The 15,168-nt window shown below is 49.3% G+C and carries 21 protein-coding genes; 10 read left to right on the top strand and 11 right to left on the bottom strand.

Annotated features, from left to right (window positions below):
* Positions 1–56: 56 nt before the first annotated feature.
* Positions 57–947: a LysR substrate-binding domain-containing protein gene (locus tag M4I31_RS09315; RefSeq protein WP_085047991.1), complete on the bottom strand. Its 891-nt coding sequence runs from the start codon at positions 945–947 to the stop codon at positions 57–59.
* Positions 948–1,166: 219 nt separating this feature from the next.
* Between M4I31_RS09315 and M4I31_RS09320 the strand changes: the two genes are divergently transcribed.
* From M4I31_RS09320 to M4I31_RS09335, 4 genes are all read left to right on the top strand, one after another.
* Positions 1,167–1,346, top strand: a complete 180-nt coding sequence (locus M4I31_RS09320; RefSeq protein WP_085047992.1) for a hypothetical protein — start codon at positions 1,167–1,169, stop codon at positions 1,344–1,346.
* 17 nt (positions 1,347–1,363) lie between these two features.
* On the top strand, positions 1,364–2,203 hold the full coding sequence (locus M4I31_RS09325; RefSeq protein WP_161668231.1) for an MBL fold metallo-hydrolase: 840 nt from the start codon (positions 1,364–1,366) through the stop codon (positions 2,201–2,203).
* 209 nt (positions 2,204–2,412) lie between these two features.
* Positions 2,413–2,772: a hypothetical protein gene (locus M4I31_RS09330; protein ID WP_085047994.1), complete on the top strand. Its 360-nt coding sequence runs from the start codon at positions 2,413–2,415 to the stop codon at positions 2,770–2,772.
* Between the two features lie 79 nt (positions 2,773–2,851).
* Complete coding sequence (locus tag M4I31_RS09335; RefSeq protein ID WP_085047995.1) at positions 2,852–3,184, top strand: EmrE family multidrug efflux SMR transporter; 333 nt, start codon at positions 2,852–2,854, stop codon at positions 3,182–3,184.
* A gap of 105 nt (positions 3,185–3,289) precedes the next feature.
* On the opposite strand, the gene ompC is transcribed toward M4I31_RS09335, so the two are convergent.
* Positions 3,290–4,465 (bottom strand): porin OmpC, encoded by a 1,176-nt coding sequence (gene ompC / locus M4I31_RS09340; RefSeq protein ID WP_085047996.1) that lies wholly within the window; start codon positions 4,463–4,465, stop codon positions 3,290–3,292.
* Between the two features lie 440 nt (positions 4,466–4,905).
* On the opposite strand from ompC, the gene M4I31_RS09345 reads away from it, so the two are divergent.
* From M4I31_RS09345 to M4I31_RS09355, 3 genes are all read left to right on the top strand, one after another.
* Complete coding sequence (locus M4I31_RS09345) at positions 4,906–5,598, top strand: phosphohydrolase (RefSeq protein ID WP_085047997.1); 693 nt, start codon at positions 4,906–4,908, stop codon at positions 5,596–5,598.
* Positions 5,599–5,674: 76 nt separating this feature from the next.
* Entirely contained in the window at positions 5,675–7,105 is a 1,431-nt protein-coding gene (locus M4I31_RS09350) for a DNA cytosine methyltransferase (protein ID WP_085047998.1), read from the top strand.
* Positions 7,086–7,553: a very short patch repair endonuclease gene (locus tag M4I31_RS09355; protein WP_085047999.1), complete on the top strand. Its 468-nt coding sequence runs from the start codon at positions 7,086–7,088 to the stop codon at positions 7,551–7,553. Before M4I31_RS09350 ends, M4I31_RS09355 begins: the two co-directional genes overlap by 20 nt.
* Here the strand turns inward: M4I31_RS09355 and yedA are convergent.
* Positions 7,545–8,465, bottom strand: coding sequence for a drug/metabolite exporter YedA (yedA, locus tag M4I31_RS09360; protein WP_085048000.1), 921 nt, complete (start codon positions 8,463–8,465; stop codon positions 7,545–7,547). The genes M4I31_RS09355 and yedA overlap by 9 nt on opposite strands.
* Positions 8,466–8,640: 175 nt before the next feature.
* On the opposite strand from yedA, the gene M4I31_RS09365 reads away from it, so the two are divergent.
* Positions 8,641–9,555: a DUF808 domain-containing protein gene (locus tag M4I31_RS09365; RefSeq protein WP_170973669.1), complete on the top strand. Its 915-nt coding sequence runs from the start codon at positions 8,641–8,643 to the stop codon at positions 9,553–9,555.
* A 77-nt stretch (positions 9,556–9,632) separates the two neighbouring features.
* Positions 9,633–9,815, top strand: a complete 183-nt coding sequence (locus tag M4I31_RS09370) for a YodC family protein (RefSeq protein WP_038641592.1) — start codon at positions 9,633–9,635, stop codon at positions 9,813–9,815.
* Positions 9,816–10,020: 205 nt separating this feature from the next.
* Here the strand turns inward: M4I31_RS09370 and yodD are convergent, their stop codons facing one another.
* Positions 10,021–10,248, bottom strand: a complete 228-nt coding sequence (gene yodD / locus M4I31_RS09375; RefSeq protein WP_085048002.1) for a YodD family peroxide/acid resistance protein — start codon at positions 10,246–10,248, stop codon at positions 10,021–10,023.
* A gap of 163 nt (positions 10,249–10,411) precedes the next feature.
* Between yodD and dsrB the strand changes: the two genes are divergently transcribed.
* Positions 10,412–10,600, top strand: a complete 189-nt coding sequence (dsrB, locus tag M4I31_RS09380) for a protein DsrB (RefSeq protein ID WP_038641589.1) — start codon at positions 10,412–10,414, stop codon at positions 10,598–10,600.
* 54 nt (positions 10,601–10,654) lie between these two features.
* On the opposite strand, the gene rcsA is transcribed toward dsrB, so the two are convergent.
* The 7 genes from rcsA to fliM form a co-directional block, all read right to left on the bottom strand.
* A complete protein-coding gene (rcsA, locus tag M4I31_RS09385) occupies positions 10,655–11,278 on the bottom strand; it encodes a transcriptional regulator RcsA (protein WP_038641587.1) in 624 nt (207 codons plus the stop codon).
* 287 nt (positions 11,279–11,565) lie between these two features.
* Positions 11,566–12,351: a flagellar biosynthetic protein FliR gene (gene fliR / locus M4I31_RS09390; protein ID WP_038641586.1), complete on the bottom strand. Its 786-nt coding sequence runs from the start codon at positions 12,349–12,351 to the stop codon at positions 11,566–11,568.
* A gap of 8 nt (positions 12,352–12,359) precedes the next feature.
* The gene (fliQ, locus tag M4I31_RS09395; protein WP_032939600.1) at positions 12,360–12,629 is read right to left on the bottom strand and encodes a flagellar biosynthesis protein FliQ; all 270 of its coding nucleotides are present in this window, start codon (positions 12,627–12,629) and stop codon (positions 12,360–12,362) included.
* Between the two features lie 9 nt (positions 12,630–12,638).
* Positions 12,639–13,376, bottom strand: coding sequence for a flagellar type III secretion system pore protein FliP (fliP, locus tag M4I31_RS09400; protein WP_038641584.1), 738 nt, complete (start codon positions 13,374–13,376; stop codon positions 12,639–12,641).
* A complete protein-coding gene (gene fliO / locus M4I31_RS09405; protein WP_139815555.1) occupies positions 13,376–13,753 on the bottom strand; it encodes a flagellar biosynthetic protein FliO in 378 nt (125 codons plus the stop codon). Before fliO ends, fliP begins: the two co-directional genes overlap by 1 nt.
* Entirely contained in the window at positions 13,753–14,166 is a 414-nt protein-coding gene (fliN, locus tag M4I31_RS09410) for a flagellar motor switch protein FliN (protein WP_005127761.1), read from the bottom strand. Before fliN ends, fliO begins: the two co-directional genes overlap by 1 nt.
* The gene (fliM, locus tag M4I31_RS09415) at positions 14,163–15,167 is read right to left on the bottom strand and encodes a flagellar motor switch protein FliM (RefSeq protein WP_038641580.1); all 1,005 of its coding nucleotides are present in this window, start codon (positions 15,165–15,167) and stop codon (positions 14,163–14,165) included. The genes fliN and fliM overlap by 4 nt, the downstream gene beginning before the upstream one ends.
* Position 15,168 lies beyond the last annotated feature (1 nt).

Here is a 15,168-nt window from a genome sequence, read left to right on the forward strand (position 1 = left end):
AACGTGAGCATGGATGCAACTGAGTTGAAGACCTGGACGTAATGTATCGTTCAGTATTATGTGATCGTATTCATTTCAGCAAGCAACCAGCATTTAAAGCTTTCCAGCGCAGCCTCGTTTATTCCCGTTTCCGTCGGTTGTACTAAACAAAACCTTTTGTTCAGCGTGTCTGAAGCTGGCCAGGGCGCAGCAAGCAGGCCACAGCTCAATTCATTCTCGACATACATGCGCGGTACCAATGCTACCCCTTGTCCCGCCATAACGGCAGCGATGGCCATTTCATGAAGATCGTAGCGTACTCCCTGAGCCGGATTCTCAAGAAATATCCCGCTTTCACGAGCATAGTGATGCCATGCTTCAGGGTTTTGTCGACGGTGTATCCGCGGCAGTTCGTTCAACTGTTGCGTGACGCCATGACTGGTTAGCAGCCCAGGATGACAAACAGGCACCAGATTCTCCTGAAACAGAAATTGCGTGCGCATTCCTGCCCATGCGGAATGTTCAAAATGAATGACAGCGTCAAATCCACTTCCTGACAAAATGAAAGGATCCGTTCTGGCCGCAATATTTAACGTTATATCCGGGAATAAAGAGGTAAAACCGTTCAGGCGAGGAATAAGCCAACGGCTGGAAAAGGTTGGCAGGACGGCGATATCCAGACTCTTACTCCCCTCTGGCATGCCCATTATGTACTGCGTATCTCTTTCAAGCCTGTCGAGCGTTTCACGGACGTGATGTGCATAGCGCGCGCCGACAGGATTGAGCTTTACCCTGCTTCCCACACGATCGAACAATTTACAGTTCAGCAAAGCTTCAAGTCGCGCAATCTGACGGCTAATGGCCCCTTCCGTTAACGATAATTCCTCTGCAGCGCGGGCAAAATTACCGTGCCTTGCAGCGGCATCAAAAGCCTGAAGGGACGTACTACTGGGTATTTTTCTGCGCATGAAATTTGTTCCTTGCTCTGAGCCTGTAGCCTGCAATTAGTGACTAAACATCACTAACCCGTGACTTATTATCGATTTTAAGCCGTATAACTAGCTTGTAGCATGATGAAAAATCATTGAGCAACTGTTTTGCTTGCGTTTATGACTCATGTGGAGATGAACTGATGTGGTATACCGTGGAATGTTCGTATAACGATTCTGAAAGCGAGGCAGAATGGAATGCCTAATCTGACCTTTTATCTTTCTGAAAACCACTCTGACAAGTTCAAAACCTTAACAATTTTATCCATAAATGCCGCGCCCTCTGCTCGAACACAGGAGGTGATGGAAAACTTTATTCGTGAACTGGATTTCGCCATCCAACAGGCATCTGGCCTGACAACACATATTTGCCCGTAACTAATCCCGAGGTACTGATGAGCCATTTCTTTCCGTTTCGGCAGATTGGAGATTTTCAGATTACGGCGCTGAGTGACGGTACAATGTCAGCCAGCCTGGATTTACTGTCAGGCATTGAAAAAGCTGATGCGGACGTCATTCAAAATGACGCCGGGCTCGATGAGCCTGCCGATATCCATATAAACTGCTATCTTATCCGCGGTCGGGGTCGGGTCATTTTGGTCGACGCTGGCGCAGGGCCGCTGAGCAACAAAGGAGGGCAACTCAACGTAAACCTTGCAGCAGTGGGGATCAGTCCTGACGAGGTCGATACTGTTTTATTGACGCACTGCCATCCGGACCATATTGGCGGTCTGCTGGATCCTGAAAAACGGCCAGTTTTTCAGCGCGCTCAAATTATGCTTCATCCCCTTGAAGCGCAACATTGGCTGGATGATAAAAAACTCAGCATGGCGAATGAGCGCGGGCAACGTAATTTTGGGCTGGTCCGCCAAACGTTACACGCTTATGCGCGAAACCTGCGTTTTTTCGACGGGGATAACATTGCAGAAGGTATTCTCCCAGTATGGTTACCGGGTCATACGCCCGGGCATACAGGATTTCGCATTGATGCAGATGATAAATGCTTATTAATATGGGGCGACATCGTCCACTACCCTCATATTCAGTCAGCGCACCCGAATGTCTCTATTTTATTCGATACCGATCCCGCTCAGGCCGAGGAAACAAGGAAGAAAATTATGGAAAAAGCTGTCAGCAAAAAAATGCTCATTGCAGGTATGCATTTAGGCCTGGCGGGGTTTGCCAGCATTTTCAGAGAGGGGAGTGGATACCGCCTTTCTTACTCTGAGAATTGAACGGATATGCCCGGCAGGCTTGTAATTGATTAACGCTGTTCAACGTCATTATTGTCCAGAGTGGACCGTCAGATTAGGTTTGGTTCTGCGCCGTGAGAGCGCCAGTTCAGGTCCCTCAATATTGCCACACCCAGCGTAGCTGTAAAAACAAACAGTGGAAATGATAATTATTTCTATTTATCATTATTTATTTGCGAGTGGATAACACTATGAATAACAAGCTGTTGGGTGTGGCCATTATTGCTGTTTTGTCGGCAGGTTTAGCTTTTAGTTCTCATGCAAGTGAAACAATAAGCAAAACTGGGGTAAGGACGTTGGTGGATGAAAATAACAAATTCAAAGTAGTATATGATATTGATGATAAAGGAAAAGTTATAAATATCAGATTTCCTGATGGCGTCGCTGATGCTGATACTAAGCAAAAACTTACCCGGGAAATGGAAAACTGGGTATTCGAATCTGGCAGTCCACAGACCGATGTCAGCTCTGTGGTGACTTTAACATCAACCCCAACGTCCGCGCATAGCAGACCTCGCGGCGCTTCAGACGGTCTTTTTGTACTAAGTTGAAGGAGTTTTGGCTGTGTTCAAACTCACCTGATCCTTTGTGATACGATAATTGTTTTAGATTGTCACATGGGGCCAGATTTTGAATTCATACATTTTCCTTGCCGGGGCCATTGTAGCTGAAGTAATAGGTACAACCCTGATGAAGTTCTCTGACGGATTTACACGTCTATGGCCATCTGTAGCAACCATTGTATGCTACTGCACTGCTTTTTATCTTCTCGCTCAGACGCTGTCGACCATTCCAACAGGTATTGCGTACACAATTTGGTCAGGTGCTGGAATCGTATTAATCAGCCTTTTGGGCTGGTTGGTAAGTGGGCAGAAGCTTGATTTTCCGGCGATCGCAGGCATGTTCCTTATTTGTGCAGGGGTTCTGGTTATTAATATTTTTTCCAAATCTTCCCCGCATTAATTCTATTGAAAGCGTGTCGCATATCTGGCGCTCTTAGCAGAGCTTATCCCCGTGCGGTGAAAAAAGCCCGCTTCATATGAAGCGGGCTTGCTGTTTGTATCTCAATCAGAACTGGTAGACTAAACCAACGGCAACGATGTCGTCAGTCGCGATACCATTGCTTTCATAGAAGCTATCGTCTTCATCCAGCAGGTTGATTTTGTAATCAACGTAGGTGGACATGTTTTTGTTGAAGTAGTAAGTCATACCTACATCAACATATTTGACCAGATCTTTGTCGGTGTAGCGTGGGGTGCCATTGCTATGGTGATCCCAGCCGCCTAAATCAACGCCTTTAGACTGCAGGAATGCAACGGACGGGCGCAAACCAAAGTCAAACTGGTATTGTGCAACAACTTCGAAGTTTTGCGTTTTGTTAGCAATACCGCCTTCAACTCCATCCCCTTTACCGTATGCGGTCATATTGCGTGTTTCAGCATACATGGCAGCCAGGTACACGTTATTCGCATCATATTTGGCACCCACGGTCCAGGCATCAGCTGTGTCACCACCAGCATAGCGGTTGGCATGGCTACTGTCGCCACGTCCAGCAGCAACCTGATTATTAGTACGGTCAGAGCTGGAGTATGCCGCACCGAGGCTTAAACCGAAGTCGAAGTCATAGGAGGTAGACATACCGAAACCGTCGCCATTTTCACGAGACAGTCTACGTCCATCACCATTACCAGTACCTTCGCCTGAACCACCATCTTCATTATTGCCCTGGTACTGCAGAGCGAAGTTCAGACCATCAACCTCACCGAAGAAACCTTTATTACGGTAGGTGGCAACGCCGTTGGTACGACCGGTCATATACACGTCGGTCTGGGTGTAGGTATCGCCGCCGAATTCCGGCAGCATATCGGTCCAGGCTTCTACGTCGTAGACAACGCCATAGTTACGACCGTAGTCAAAGGTACCGTTCTGACCAAAACCTAAGCCAGCGAAAGCCAGACGGGTCCATGAATCTGCACCTTCACCTTCGGTGCCGTTGGCCTGGACGTTATATTCCCACTGACCATAACCAGTCAGCATGTCGTTGATCTGGGTTTCGCCTTTAAAGCCCACACGTACATAGGTCTGATCGCCGTCGCTGCCCGCATCGTCAGAGAAATAATGCAGACCATCGACTTTGCCGTACAGATCCAGTTTATTGCCGTTCTTATTATAAATTTCAGCGGCATTCGCTGCGCCTGCAGCTAATAAAGCAGGGAGGAGAAGTGCCAGTACTTTTCTTTTCATTATGTATTTCCTTATGATAATAATTAATATGAATATGTAGTACTATCCGAAAGACTACATTTGGATACTATCTATGAAGTTCATTTAATTTAAAATATAACATGTAACAAATCTATTTAAGATATTTCATAATGTTTCTATGATGTCTTTTTATAAATTAATGTGTATGTGTTTAATAATATCATTTATATGATAAATTTATTTTTATCAGTTGGTTATGTGTTTCTTGTGTTCATTGCTTTCGTGTATTTTATTTTTGGGGGTTATTTGTTATTTGATTACATATGATTATCTGTTGCTATGGTGTTCAGGAAACAATAAATTTTCTATGATTATATTAAACTGAGAGTAATAATATATTTATATAAATTGAAGCGCTGGCAGTGGTCTGCAATGAAAATTGTTGTTAAGGTGGTTTTCTTTCTGCAAAGAGAGACCGCATGGAACGACAAGATTGGCAGTCAAAATTTGAAGCCTGGCTACAGGATAACCATTCCGGGCAGGATGCTGCCCATGATATCTCTCATTTTCGTCGCGTGTGGAAGACCTCGCAAAAGCTAAGCACGGATGCGACCGTAAATTGGCTGGTGGTTCTTACAGCGTGCTACTTCCATGATCTTGTCAGCTTGCCGAAGAATCATCTGGATCGTCATCGCTCGTCGGTATTGGCGGCGCAGGAAACACGCCGCATTCTGAGGCGCGATTTCCCTGATTTTCCGCAACACTGTATACCTGCCGTATGTCATGCCATTGAGGCGCACAGTTTCAGCGCGAAGATAGCACCGGAAACTATTGAAGCTAAAATTGTGCAGGATGCCGACAGGCTTGAGGCGCTGGGAGCTATCGGTTTAGCGCGCGTATTTGCCGTGTCTGGTGCGTTAGGCGTGGCGCTGTTTGACGCGGAAGATCCATTCGCGCGGAAGCGTTGCCTTGACGATAAACAGTACGCGCTCGATCACTTTCAGACCAAATTATTGACGCTGCCGCTGACAATGCAAACTGAACAAGGCCGACATTTAGCGCAGCATAATGCTGACTTTTTACTGACGTATATGGCGAAGCTGAGTGCGGAGTTAAAAGGAGAGTATGCAATGCTGGATCTCGACGCGATTCAACCCTTTAAAGCACGTTAGTCGCCAGTACAGCCGCAACGTCAACTGCGCTATTTTATGTTAATCTGTCGGTTATCCATTTCGGCCGGTTAAATGTATGCAGGATAATTTTTCAGTAGCAGGCTCCATGAACCCAATGACAGATGATAACAAGGCCGCCGCACAGGTAATTTTGGCTAAGTTGCTTGAAATTTATGACGTGAAAACCCTGGTTGCTCATCTGAATGGTGTTGGTGAGAACCGCTGGAGTCCGGCCATCTTTAAGCGAGTAGTGGCGAACGAAACATGGTATCGCCTCAGCGACAATGAGCTTGCTCATCTGAATTCCTTGCTGCCGACGCCACCTGCGCATCATCCGCACTATGCCTTTCGATTTATCGATCTGTTTGCCGGCATCGGCGGAATTCGTCGCGGCTTTGAGGCGATTGGCGGGCAGTGCGTGTTTACCAGCGAATGGAACAAGCATGCGGTGCGCACCTACAAAGCGAATAATTATTGCGATCCGCTCCAGCATCACTTTAATGAAGATATTCGCGATGTCACGCTGAGTCATCATGATGGAGTAAGCGACCAGCAGGCGGCGGAACATATTCGCCAACATATTCCTGAACATGACGTACTGCTGGCAGGATTTCCTTGTCAGCCTTTCTCCCTGGCTGGGGTATCAAAGAAAAATGCGTTAGGGCGGGCCCACGGCTTTGCCTGTGATACACAAGGCACACTCTTTTTTGATGTGGTGCGCATTATCGATGCGCGTCGACCAGCAATATTTGTGCTCGAAAACGTTAAAAATCTGAAAAGTCACGACCAGGGTAAAACGTTTCGCATCATTATGCAGACGCTGGATGAGCTGGGTTATGACGTCGCGGATGCGGCGGATAATGGACCTGACGATCCGAAAATAATCGATGGACAACATTTTTTACCTCAGCATCGTGAACGTATTGTGCTCGTCGGATTTCGACGCGATCTGAATCTGAAATCAGACTTCACGCTGCGCAATATTGTCACTCGCTATCCGCCGCGACGTACTACGCTGGCGGAGCTGCTTGAGCCGACCGTCGATGCGAAATATGTGCTGACGCCGGTGTTGTGGAAATATTTATACCGCTATGCGAAAAAGCACCAGGCGCGGGGGAATGGGTTTGGTTATGGCATGGTGTATCCTGGTAATCCCGATAGCGTAACGCGCACATTATCCGCACGCTATTATAAAGACGGCGCCGAGATCCTTGTCGATCGCGGCTGGGATATGGCGCTGGGGGAAAAGGATTTTGACGATCCATTGAACCAGCAGCACCGTCCGCGCCGGCTTACACCACGGGAGTGCGCGCGCCTGATGGGGTTTGAATCACCGCAGGGCTATCAGTTCAGGATCCCGGTGTCGGATACTCAGGCTTATCGCCAGTTTGGTAATTCGGTGGTCGTTCCGGCATTCGCGGCGGTTGCCAGGCTGCTGGAGCCGAAAATCAAACAGGCGGTTGCTATTCGCGAAAAAGAGAACCTGCATGGCAGACGTTCACGATAAAGCAACGCGCAGTAAAAATATGCGGGCGATCGCCACCCGTGATACCGCCATTGAAAAACGCCTTGCCAGCATACTGACAGAGCAGGGCGTAACGTTTCGCGTGCAGGATGCGACATTACCTGGTCGCCCCGATTTTGTAGTGGATGATTACCGTTGTGTGATCTTTACCCATGGCTGTTTCTGGCATCATCACAACTGCTACTTGTTTAAAGTCCCTGCCACGCGAACGGAATTCTGGCTGGAAAAAATAGGGAAAAATGTCCAGCGTGACGCGCGGGATTGTGAAAAATTGCAGACTCTAGGCTGGCGTGTACTGATTGTCTGGGAGTGTGCCCTGCGCGGGCGCGAAAAACTCGGCGATGAGGCGTTATCTGAACGTGTCATCGAGTGGATCTGCGGCGGTGGTGCCACCGCGCAGATCGACACTCAGGGTATTCACTTACTGTAGTGTCTTTTCCGACGGGGTAGCAACGACATCCGCTTTCATAGGGAATAAGTATTTACCGAGGGTAACCAATACCACCGCAAATACGATCACGCCGAGCGCCAGCCATTCGATGAGCGCCAGACTTTCTCCTCCCAGACCGGTACCTAACAGTACAGCGACAACCGGATTAACGTAGGCATAGCTGGTGGCTAACGCCGGACTGACGTTGCGAATCAGGTACATATACGCGTTAATGGCAATAATAGAGCCAAACAGGGCCAGGTACGCCACCGCCATAAAGCCTGAAAATGTCGGCATAGTGGTCAGTTTTTCCCCGGAGAGCAACGAGGCGCACATCAGCACAACCCCGGCGGCTAACATTTCAATGGCCCCAGCCATCATGCCAACGGGTAACGTTATGCGTGAGCCGTACACCGAGCCAAACGCCCAACTTATCGAACCGATCAGGATTAATACAGCGCCCCAAGGATTACCACTTAAATTACCGCCGCTGTTCAGCATGATAATTCCAGCCAACCCAATGGCGATTCCCACCCATTCCAGTTTGCGCGTTTTGATACCAAAAAAGTGGCTAAAGCACAGCGTAAACAGCGGAACGGTAGCAACCACCACCGCGGCGATACCGGAAGGCACATTTTGATGTTCTGCGACGGTGACCAGCCCATTACCCACAGCCAGCAGCAGGACGCCAATTAACGCGGCGTTCAGGAGCTGGCGCAGAGGCGGCAGCTTATGCCCGCGAATCAGTAAGAATGCGGTTAACAAAATGCCCGCAGAGAGAAAACGCACGCCAGCCATCATCAACGGCGGCCAGCTTTCCACGCCAATGCGAATAACGAAGTAGGTGGAACCCCAAATGATATACAGCGCGAAGAGCGCACTGAAAAGTGGTAACAATTGCCTGAAACGCATAATCCCTCACGGTGGAAATAAAAAGGTGCAACATAGTAAACGTCAAAACTATCGTGCTGGCGAGATTTATAATTGCATGCCATTGTTAAATATTTGTTGACCAGAAAGGCCAGTTTCCGCATGGCGTGTTTTACTTCATACTTAATACGGCAAAAAAATAATATTGAGGGTTAACATTTTGGCAGGAAGTAGCTTACTGACCTTACTCGATGATATCGCTACCTTACTCGACGATATCTCGGTCATGGGAAAACTGGCCGCGAAAAAAACCGCGGGTGTCTTGGGAGATGACTTATCGCTCAATGCGCAACAGGTGTCGGGCGTGCGGGCGAACCGCGAACTCCCGGTGGTCTGGAGCGTGGCTAAAGGGTCGTTTGTTAACAAAGTTATTCTTGTACCGCTGGCGCTATTGATTAGCGCCTTTATACCCTGGGCGATCACCCCCTTATTAATGGTAGGCGGGGCGTTTCTCTGTTTTGAAGGGGTGGAAAAAGTGCTTCACACCCTGGAAGCGCGTAAACACAAAGAGACTCCAGAAGAGCGCCAGCAGCGTCTGGCATCTCTGGCGGCGCAGGACCCACTGACCTTCGAGAAAGATAAAATCAAAGGTGCGATACGTACCGATTTCATTTTATCCGCTGAGATTGTCGCCATCACCCTCGGTATTGTGGCGGATGCGCCGTTGTTGAATCAGGTGCTGGTGTTATCAGGTATCGCCTTAGTGGTGACCGTGGGCGTGTATGGCCTGGTAGGGATTATCGTTAAGCTGGATGATATCGGCTACTGGCTGGCAGAAAAGCGCAGCCTGCTTGCCCAATCGCTGGGGAAAGGACTACTGGTTGTTGCCCCCTGGCTGATGAAAACACTTTCAGTGGTGGGCACGCTGGCGATGTTTTTAGTAGGGGGTGGGATTGTTGTACATGGAATATCACCGCTGCATCATGCGATAGAACATTTTGCCCAGCAGCAAAGCGCATTGATTGGGCTTATGCTTCCGACCCTGCTTAATCTGGTGCTCGGCTTTATCATTGGTGGAATAGTCGTTCTGCTGGTGAAAACCGTTGCCAGACTGCGCGGAGTTTCGCACTAATTGTCGCCGGATTAATTACGCAAAAAGCCTTTTTGTCGTCTAAGGTGTAAAGGTTTCTCTTGATACAGGAGGCAGGTATGGTCTTTTCTGTCAGTGAGGAAGTCACTTCGAAAGAGGGTGGCCCACGCATGATCGTTACCGGGTATGCCAGCGGAATGGTGGAGTGTCGCTGGTACGACGGCTTTGGCGTTAAACGGGAAGCATTCCGTGAAGATGAACTGGTGCCCGGCGAGCAAAGATCGCTCTGCCAGGACACCTGACATTGGGCCAGGCCGTAACCCGGCGAACTCTCAACCATTAGTTATATTTATCATTTTGGTGAGAATTATTTTCTTGTCAGGCAAAAAAATTGCAGATAAGGTTTGTTTTACATCAGATTTCCTGGTGTAACGAATTTTCAAGTGCTTCTTGCATAAGCAAGCTTGATCCCGGCCCGATGAGGGCCGGGATTTTTTTCACCCTCAGTCAGCGATTGATTTCCGACACGCTAAAATCATGGATATCAAGCTCGAACGCATCGGCCAGTTCATGCCATGTATGGTAATCACGCCCGTCGATGCTGACGCGTTCAGGATCGTCCTGACTGCGATGAATTTCACTCTCGCAGATTTCGTTGATTGCCTTCAGCAGCGCGTCTACATCGATGCTGACTTCACGTTTGTCCGTATCGCTGTACTCTTTCGCGGTTTTCATCCTCATACCTCTCAACCGTTAAGGATACCGGGGGAGCGCATCAAAACCTCAGATGCGCACTACTTAAGTATAGACCGTCGAGAAAACCCGCAATCGCATGCGCCGGACGCTGCCACAAAAAGGAATTTGTTCTACACTGGCACAAAGCCACAGGAGGAAAACGATGAAGGTGAATGATCGGGTCACAGTCAAAACGGACGGCGGTCCACGTCGGCCGGGCGTGGTACTGGCAATCGAAGAGTTTAGTGAAGGCACCATGTACCTGGTTTCGCTGGAAGACTACCCGCTCGGTATCTGGTTCTTTAATGAATCAGGTCATCAGGACGGTATCTTTGTGGAAAAAATAGAGTGAGGTGAGTTCTTCTGCATGATTCTGACTGGTGGTTCCGCCACCAGTCAGAACGTTTTAGCGCATATTCACAAAGATACCATTGGTGACGTTATCCGTGAGTCGAACCACATGATAGATAACTTGCTTATTATGCGTCTTAATCTTTCGTTTTATATTTCCCTTATGGGATGAGACGGTCTTGGCCTTGATATTCATTTGATCTGATATCTGTATTGTTCCCTGTCCCTCCATCCACATGCGTAGCATGCTGGATTCGGTACGGCTTAATGACAATGTCGGCAGATTAACATCGATAGCAATATTGACTTCCTTTTTCAGAATATCGCCAAGAAGTTCATCCAGTGAATCAGGCTTAATTGATTTAGAACTGATCAATAAATTTTTTCTGACTAAAAGATACTCATCAAAATGCACATTAGCAATTGCCATAAATACAATAAATAATGTACTGGGATGCTGATTAATGATTTGCTTGATTTGCTGACTGTCAGCAGGATCGTGGATAAAACAGTCCTCATTAATAAACACCACAGCGGGTTGCAGAGAAACACAGGCGAGACTGAGTTCACCAACGCTGGAGATATTGTTGATTTCCCTTTTTTTCACCCCCCGACTGACCAGATATCCGGTCAACCCTAGCCGGGTGTAACTGCATAAATCCATAATAATCGTTGACATGGCATACCCTCACTCAATGCGTAACGATAATTCCCCTTACCTGATTATTGCATCACAACTAAACGGAATAATAACGACCCAAGATGACGCTTTCGCTGTTTTCAGGCGAATTTACTATCCCGTAAAGTTGCGTATAATTTGCCAGGAAACATCTTAAAGTAAAGTAAATGTTGCGTTATGTGAGTGAGGCAAAAACAAATAAACCGCGACAGCGATATCCTGGTGGATGTTGTCGGTTTTTAAATTTAGGACAATCCTTAGTAAAACAGGATAAAAATTAAGGGTTATTATTTTCCGGGCATTTCGCTGACGATATCGGCCAACAAATTAAAAATTTCGCTGAACAAGCGCTCGCAGAATGGCGCAATTAATGGCATCAGCGCCGCCATTAATGAAATACCCACGGTCAGGGTGAGAGGAAAACCAATGACAAAAATCGACAGCTGTGGCGCCATGCGATTTAACAAGCCAAGCGCAAGGTTCAGCGTCAGCAGCAGCGTCATAACCGGTAGGGCCAGCATCAGCCCGTTGAGGAAAATCAGGCTACCCGCCCGCGCCAGCGCGAGAAATGCATTGCTGTTAACCGGATTGCCGCCAATGGGCAAGGTATGAAACGTATCCACCAACAGCGAAATCAGCCACAGATGGCCATTAAAGGTGAGGAATAACAGCATGGCGAGCATGTCGATCAGTCGTGCCAGGACCGGCATATTCAGGCGGCTACCGGGGTCAAAGAATGTCGCAAAGGAAAGCCCCATTTGCAGGCCAATCAGTTCCCCGGCGGTACGCACGGCGGCAAACGCAAACTGCATGGTGAAGCCTAAGGCGATACCGATCAGGATTTGTTGCATGGCCTGCCACAACGCGCCGATGGAAAAGATGGGGACGTCTGCTGGGGGAATAGATGGGGCGATAACAATGGTTATCATCAATCCCAGCCCCAGCTTTACCCGCTTGGGGATGGCGCGTTCGCTGAGAATGGGAGCCGTGGAGATGAGCGCTAGTATGCGCAGCAACGGCCAGAAGTAAAGATTCAGCCACTGCATCCACTCAACGCTGCTCACCTGCAACATAACGTTGTCTACCCGATGATATACGGTAAATTGCTGAACAGCGTACGCACGTAGTCGAGCAACAGATTAAGCATCCATGGGCCGGCAACAATGATGGCAATAAACACCGCGACAATTTTGGGAATGAAGGACAGCGTCATTTCGTTAATCTGGGTCGCCGCCTGCAGAATACTGATGATAAGGCCTGTGACGAGGGCCACCAACAGCAAAGGCGCGGCAAGGGCCAGAGCGACTTTCATCGCTTCTGTCCCCATCATCATGACCGATTCAGGTGTCATTTCGCGCCTCTAACTGTAAAAGCTTTGTGCCAGCGAGCCGACAAGCAATTGCCAACCGTCCACCAACACAAACAGCATCAGCTTAAACGGTAACGCGATCGTGGCGGGCGGCACCATCATCATCCCGAGCGCCATCAGCACGCTGGCGATGACCAGATCGATAATCAGAAAGGGGATAAAAATGGTAAACCCTATCTGGAATGCGGTTTTCAGCTCACTGGTGACATAAGCCGGAAGCAAAATTCGCATCGGTACGGCTTCTGGTCCCTGTAAGGGACCGCTGTTTGCCAGACGGGCGAACAGCGCCAGATCGGCTTCACGGGTTTGGCGCAGCATAAACTCGCGTAACGGTTGGGCGCCTTTCTCCATGGCTTCCTGCATGGAGATCTTCTCTTCGCTGAACGGCTGATAGGCGTCAACGTAGATTTTATCGATCACTGGCGACATGATGAAAAAGGTTAAAAATAGCGCCAGCCCCAGCAGTACCTGATTAGGGGGCGCAGACGGCGTTCCCAATGCATTTCGCAACAAACCGAAAACGATGATGATGCGGGTGAAGCTGGTCATCATCAATAAAATGGCAGGCAGGAAGGTCAGCGAGGTGATAAACACCAGCGTCTGTACAGGCAATGACCAGCTTTGTCCGCCGCCTGGCAGCGGTTGACTCACCAGGCCCGGGAGCTGGGCGAGGGCGACTGGACTGAAAAGCCATAAGCCTGCCAGCGTGATGGAAAACAAACGGCGCATCAGGATCTCCCGGGACGCTTGAGCAAACTCTTCATCATGGCCTGGAAATCCGCAGGGGAGGCCGGTTTTTCTTCTGCATCGGCAGGTGCCGGGGGCAGGGTGTGCAATAGGTTAATTTGCGAGGCCGTGACGCCCAGCACCAGGCGCGCATCTTCAACCTCAACAATCACCACGCGCTCACGTGGGCCCAGTGAGGTGCTTGCCGCAACCTTCAGCCCTCGCGTACCGGTGCTTTTGGGGGCAAAGCCCAGGCGTTTAATGACCCAGGCTGCCGCCAGGATCAACACAATGATCCCCAGCAGCGCCCCGCTTACCTGCACCAGCGGTGAGCCGGGGACGGCGGCTGGCTGAGAAACTGTCGCCTGGGTGTTCATGATTAACGGCTCAGACGGCGCATGCGTTCTGATGGGGTAATAATGTCGGTGATACGTACACCGTATTTATCCGCGACCACTACCACTTCACCTTGGGCGATCAGATAACCGTTGATCAGGATATCCAGCGGTTCGCCCGCCAGACCATCCAGCGCGACAACGGAACCTTGCGTCAGACGCAGCAGCTCTTTGATGGTCATGCGCGTACGGCCCAGTTCAACGGTCAGTTTGACCGGAATGTCCATGATCAGGTCGATGTCCTGCAAAGCGCCGCTAACGTCGCCGCCGCCTAACTGCTGGAATACCGCATCGGCCGCGCTTTTGGTGGTCGTGGTTTTTTGCTCGTTTAACGCGTCAGCCCACAGATCGTCCAATGCGCCAGTGTTCTCATCGGACGGATTATTCATATCACTCATTTGGGCTGTTCCTCATTCAGCGAATTCAAAATCGGGTTTATCAGATGTTCTACGCGTAACGCATACTGACCGTTCACGGTGCCATACTGGCTGGTCAGTACAGGCACGCCGTCCACATGAGCAATAATGCGGTCGGGTTTTTCAATCGGCAGTACATCGCCGGGTTTCAGCTTTAAAATCTGGGACAGCCGCAGCGGAATGTCGGCAAAGTTTGCCACCAGCTCCAGCTCAGAATGCTGAACCTGACGCACCAGATTATTGCGCCAGTTCTGATCTTCATTACGTGAGTTTTCCAGCGGTGGATTCACCAGCAGCTCGCGCAATGGTTCAATCATGCTGAATGGCAGACAGATGTTAAATTCACCGGTCAGATTGCCAATTTCAACGTGGAACGGGGTGTTCACCACGATGTCGTTAGGCGAGGTGGTGATGTTGGTAAATTTCACCTGCATCTCGGAACGAACGTATTCCACTTCCAGCGGATTGATGGCCTTCCACGCGTCGCTGTAGCTTTCCAGCGCCAGCTTCAGCATGCGGTTGATAACGCGCTGTTCAGTATGCGTAAATTCGCGACCTTCTACTTTCGTCGGAAAGCGTCCATCGCCGCCGAACAGGTTATCAACGGCGATAAATACCAGACTTGGTGAGAACACCACCAGGCCCGTACCGCGCAGCGGCTTGAGGTGGATTAAGTTCAGGTTGGTCGGCACCGGTAAGTTACGCGCAAATTCGTGATACGGCTGGATACGAATCGCCCCCACGGTAATATCCGGGCTACGGCGCAACAGGTTAAATAATCCCATACGGAACTGGCGCGCGAAGCGTTCGTTAATGATCTCCAGCGCCTGTAAACGCTCACGCACCACGCGGCGTTGGGTGTTGGGATCATAAGGTCGAATATCGCTCTCTTTTGCGATACCGGTAATGGGTTCGTCTTTGGTTTCGCTATCGCCATTCAGCAATGCGTCGATTTCAGCCTGAGAAAGAATACTGTCGCCCATG

Source organism: Citrobacter sp. XT1-2-2 (genome assembly GCF_023516235.1).
GTDB lineage: Bacteria > Pseudomonadota > Gammaproteobacteria > Enterobacterales > Enterobacteriaceae > Citrobacter > Citrobacter werkmanii.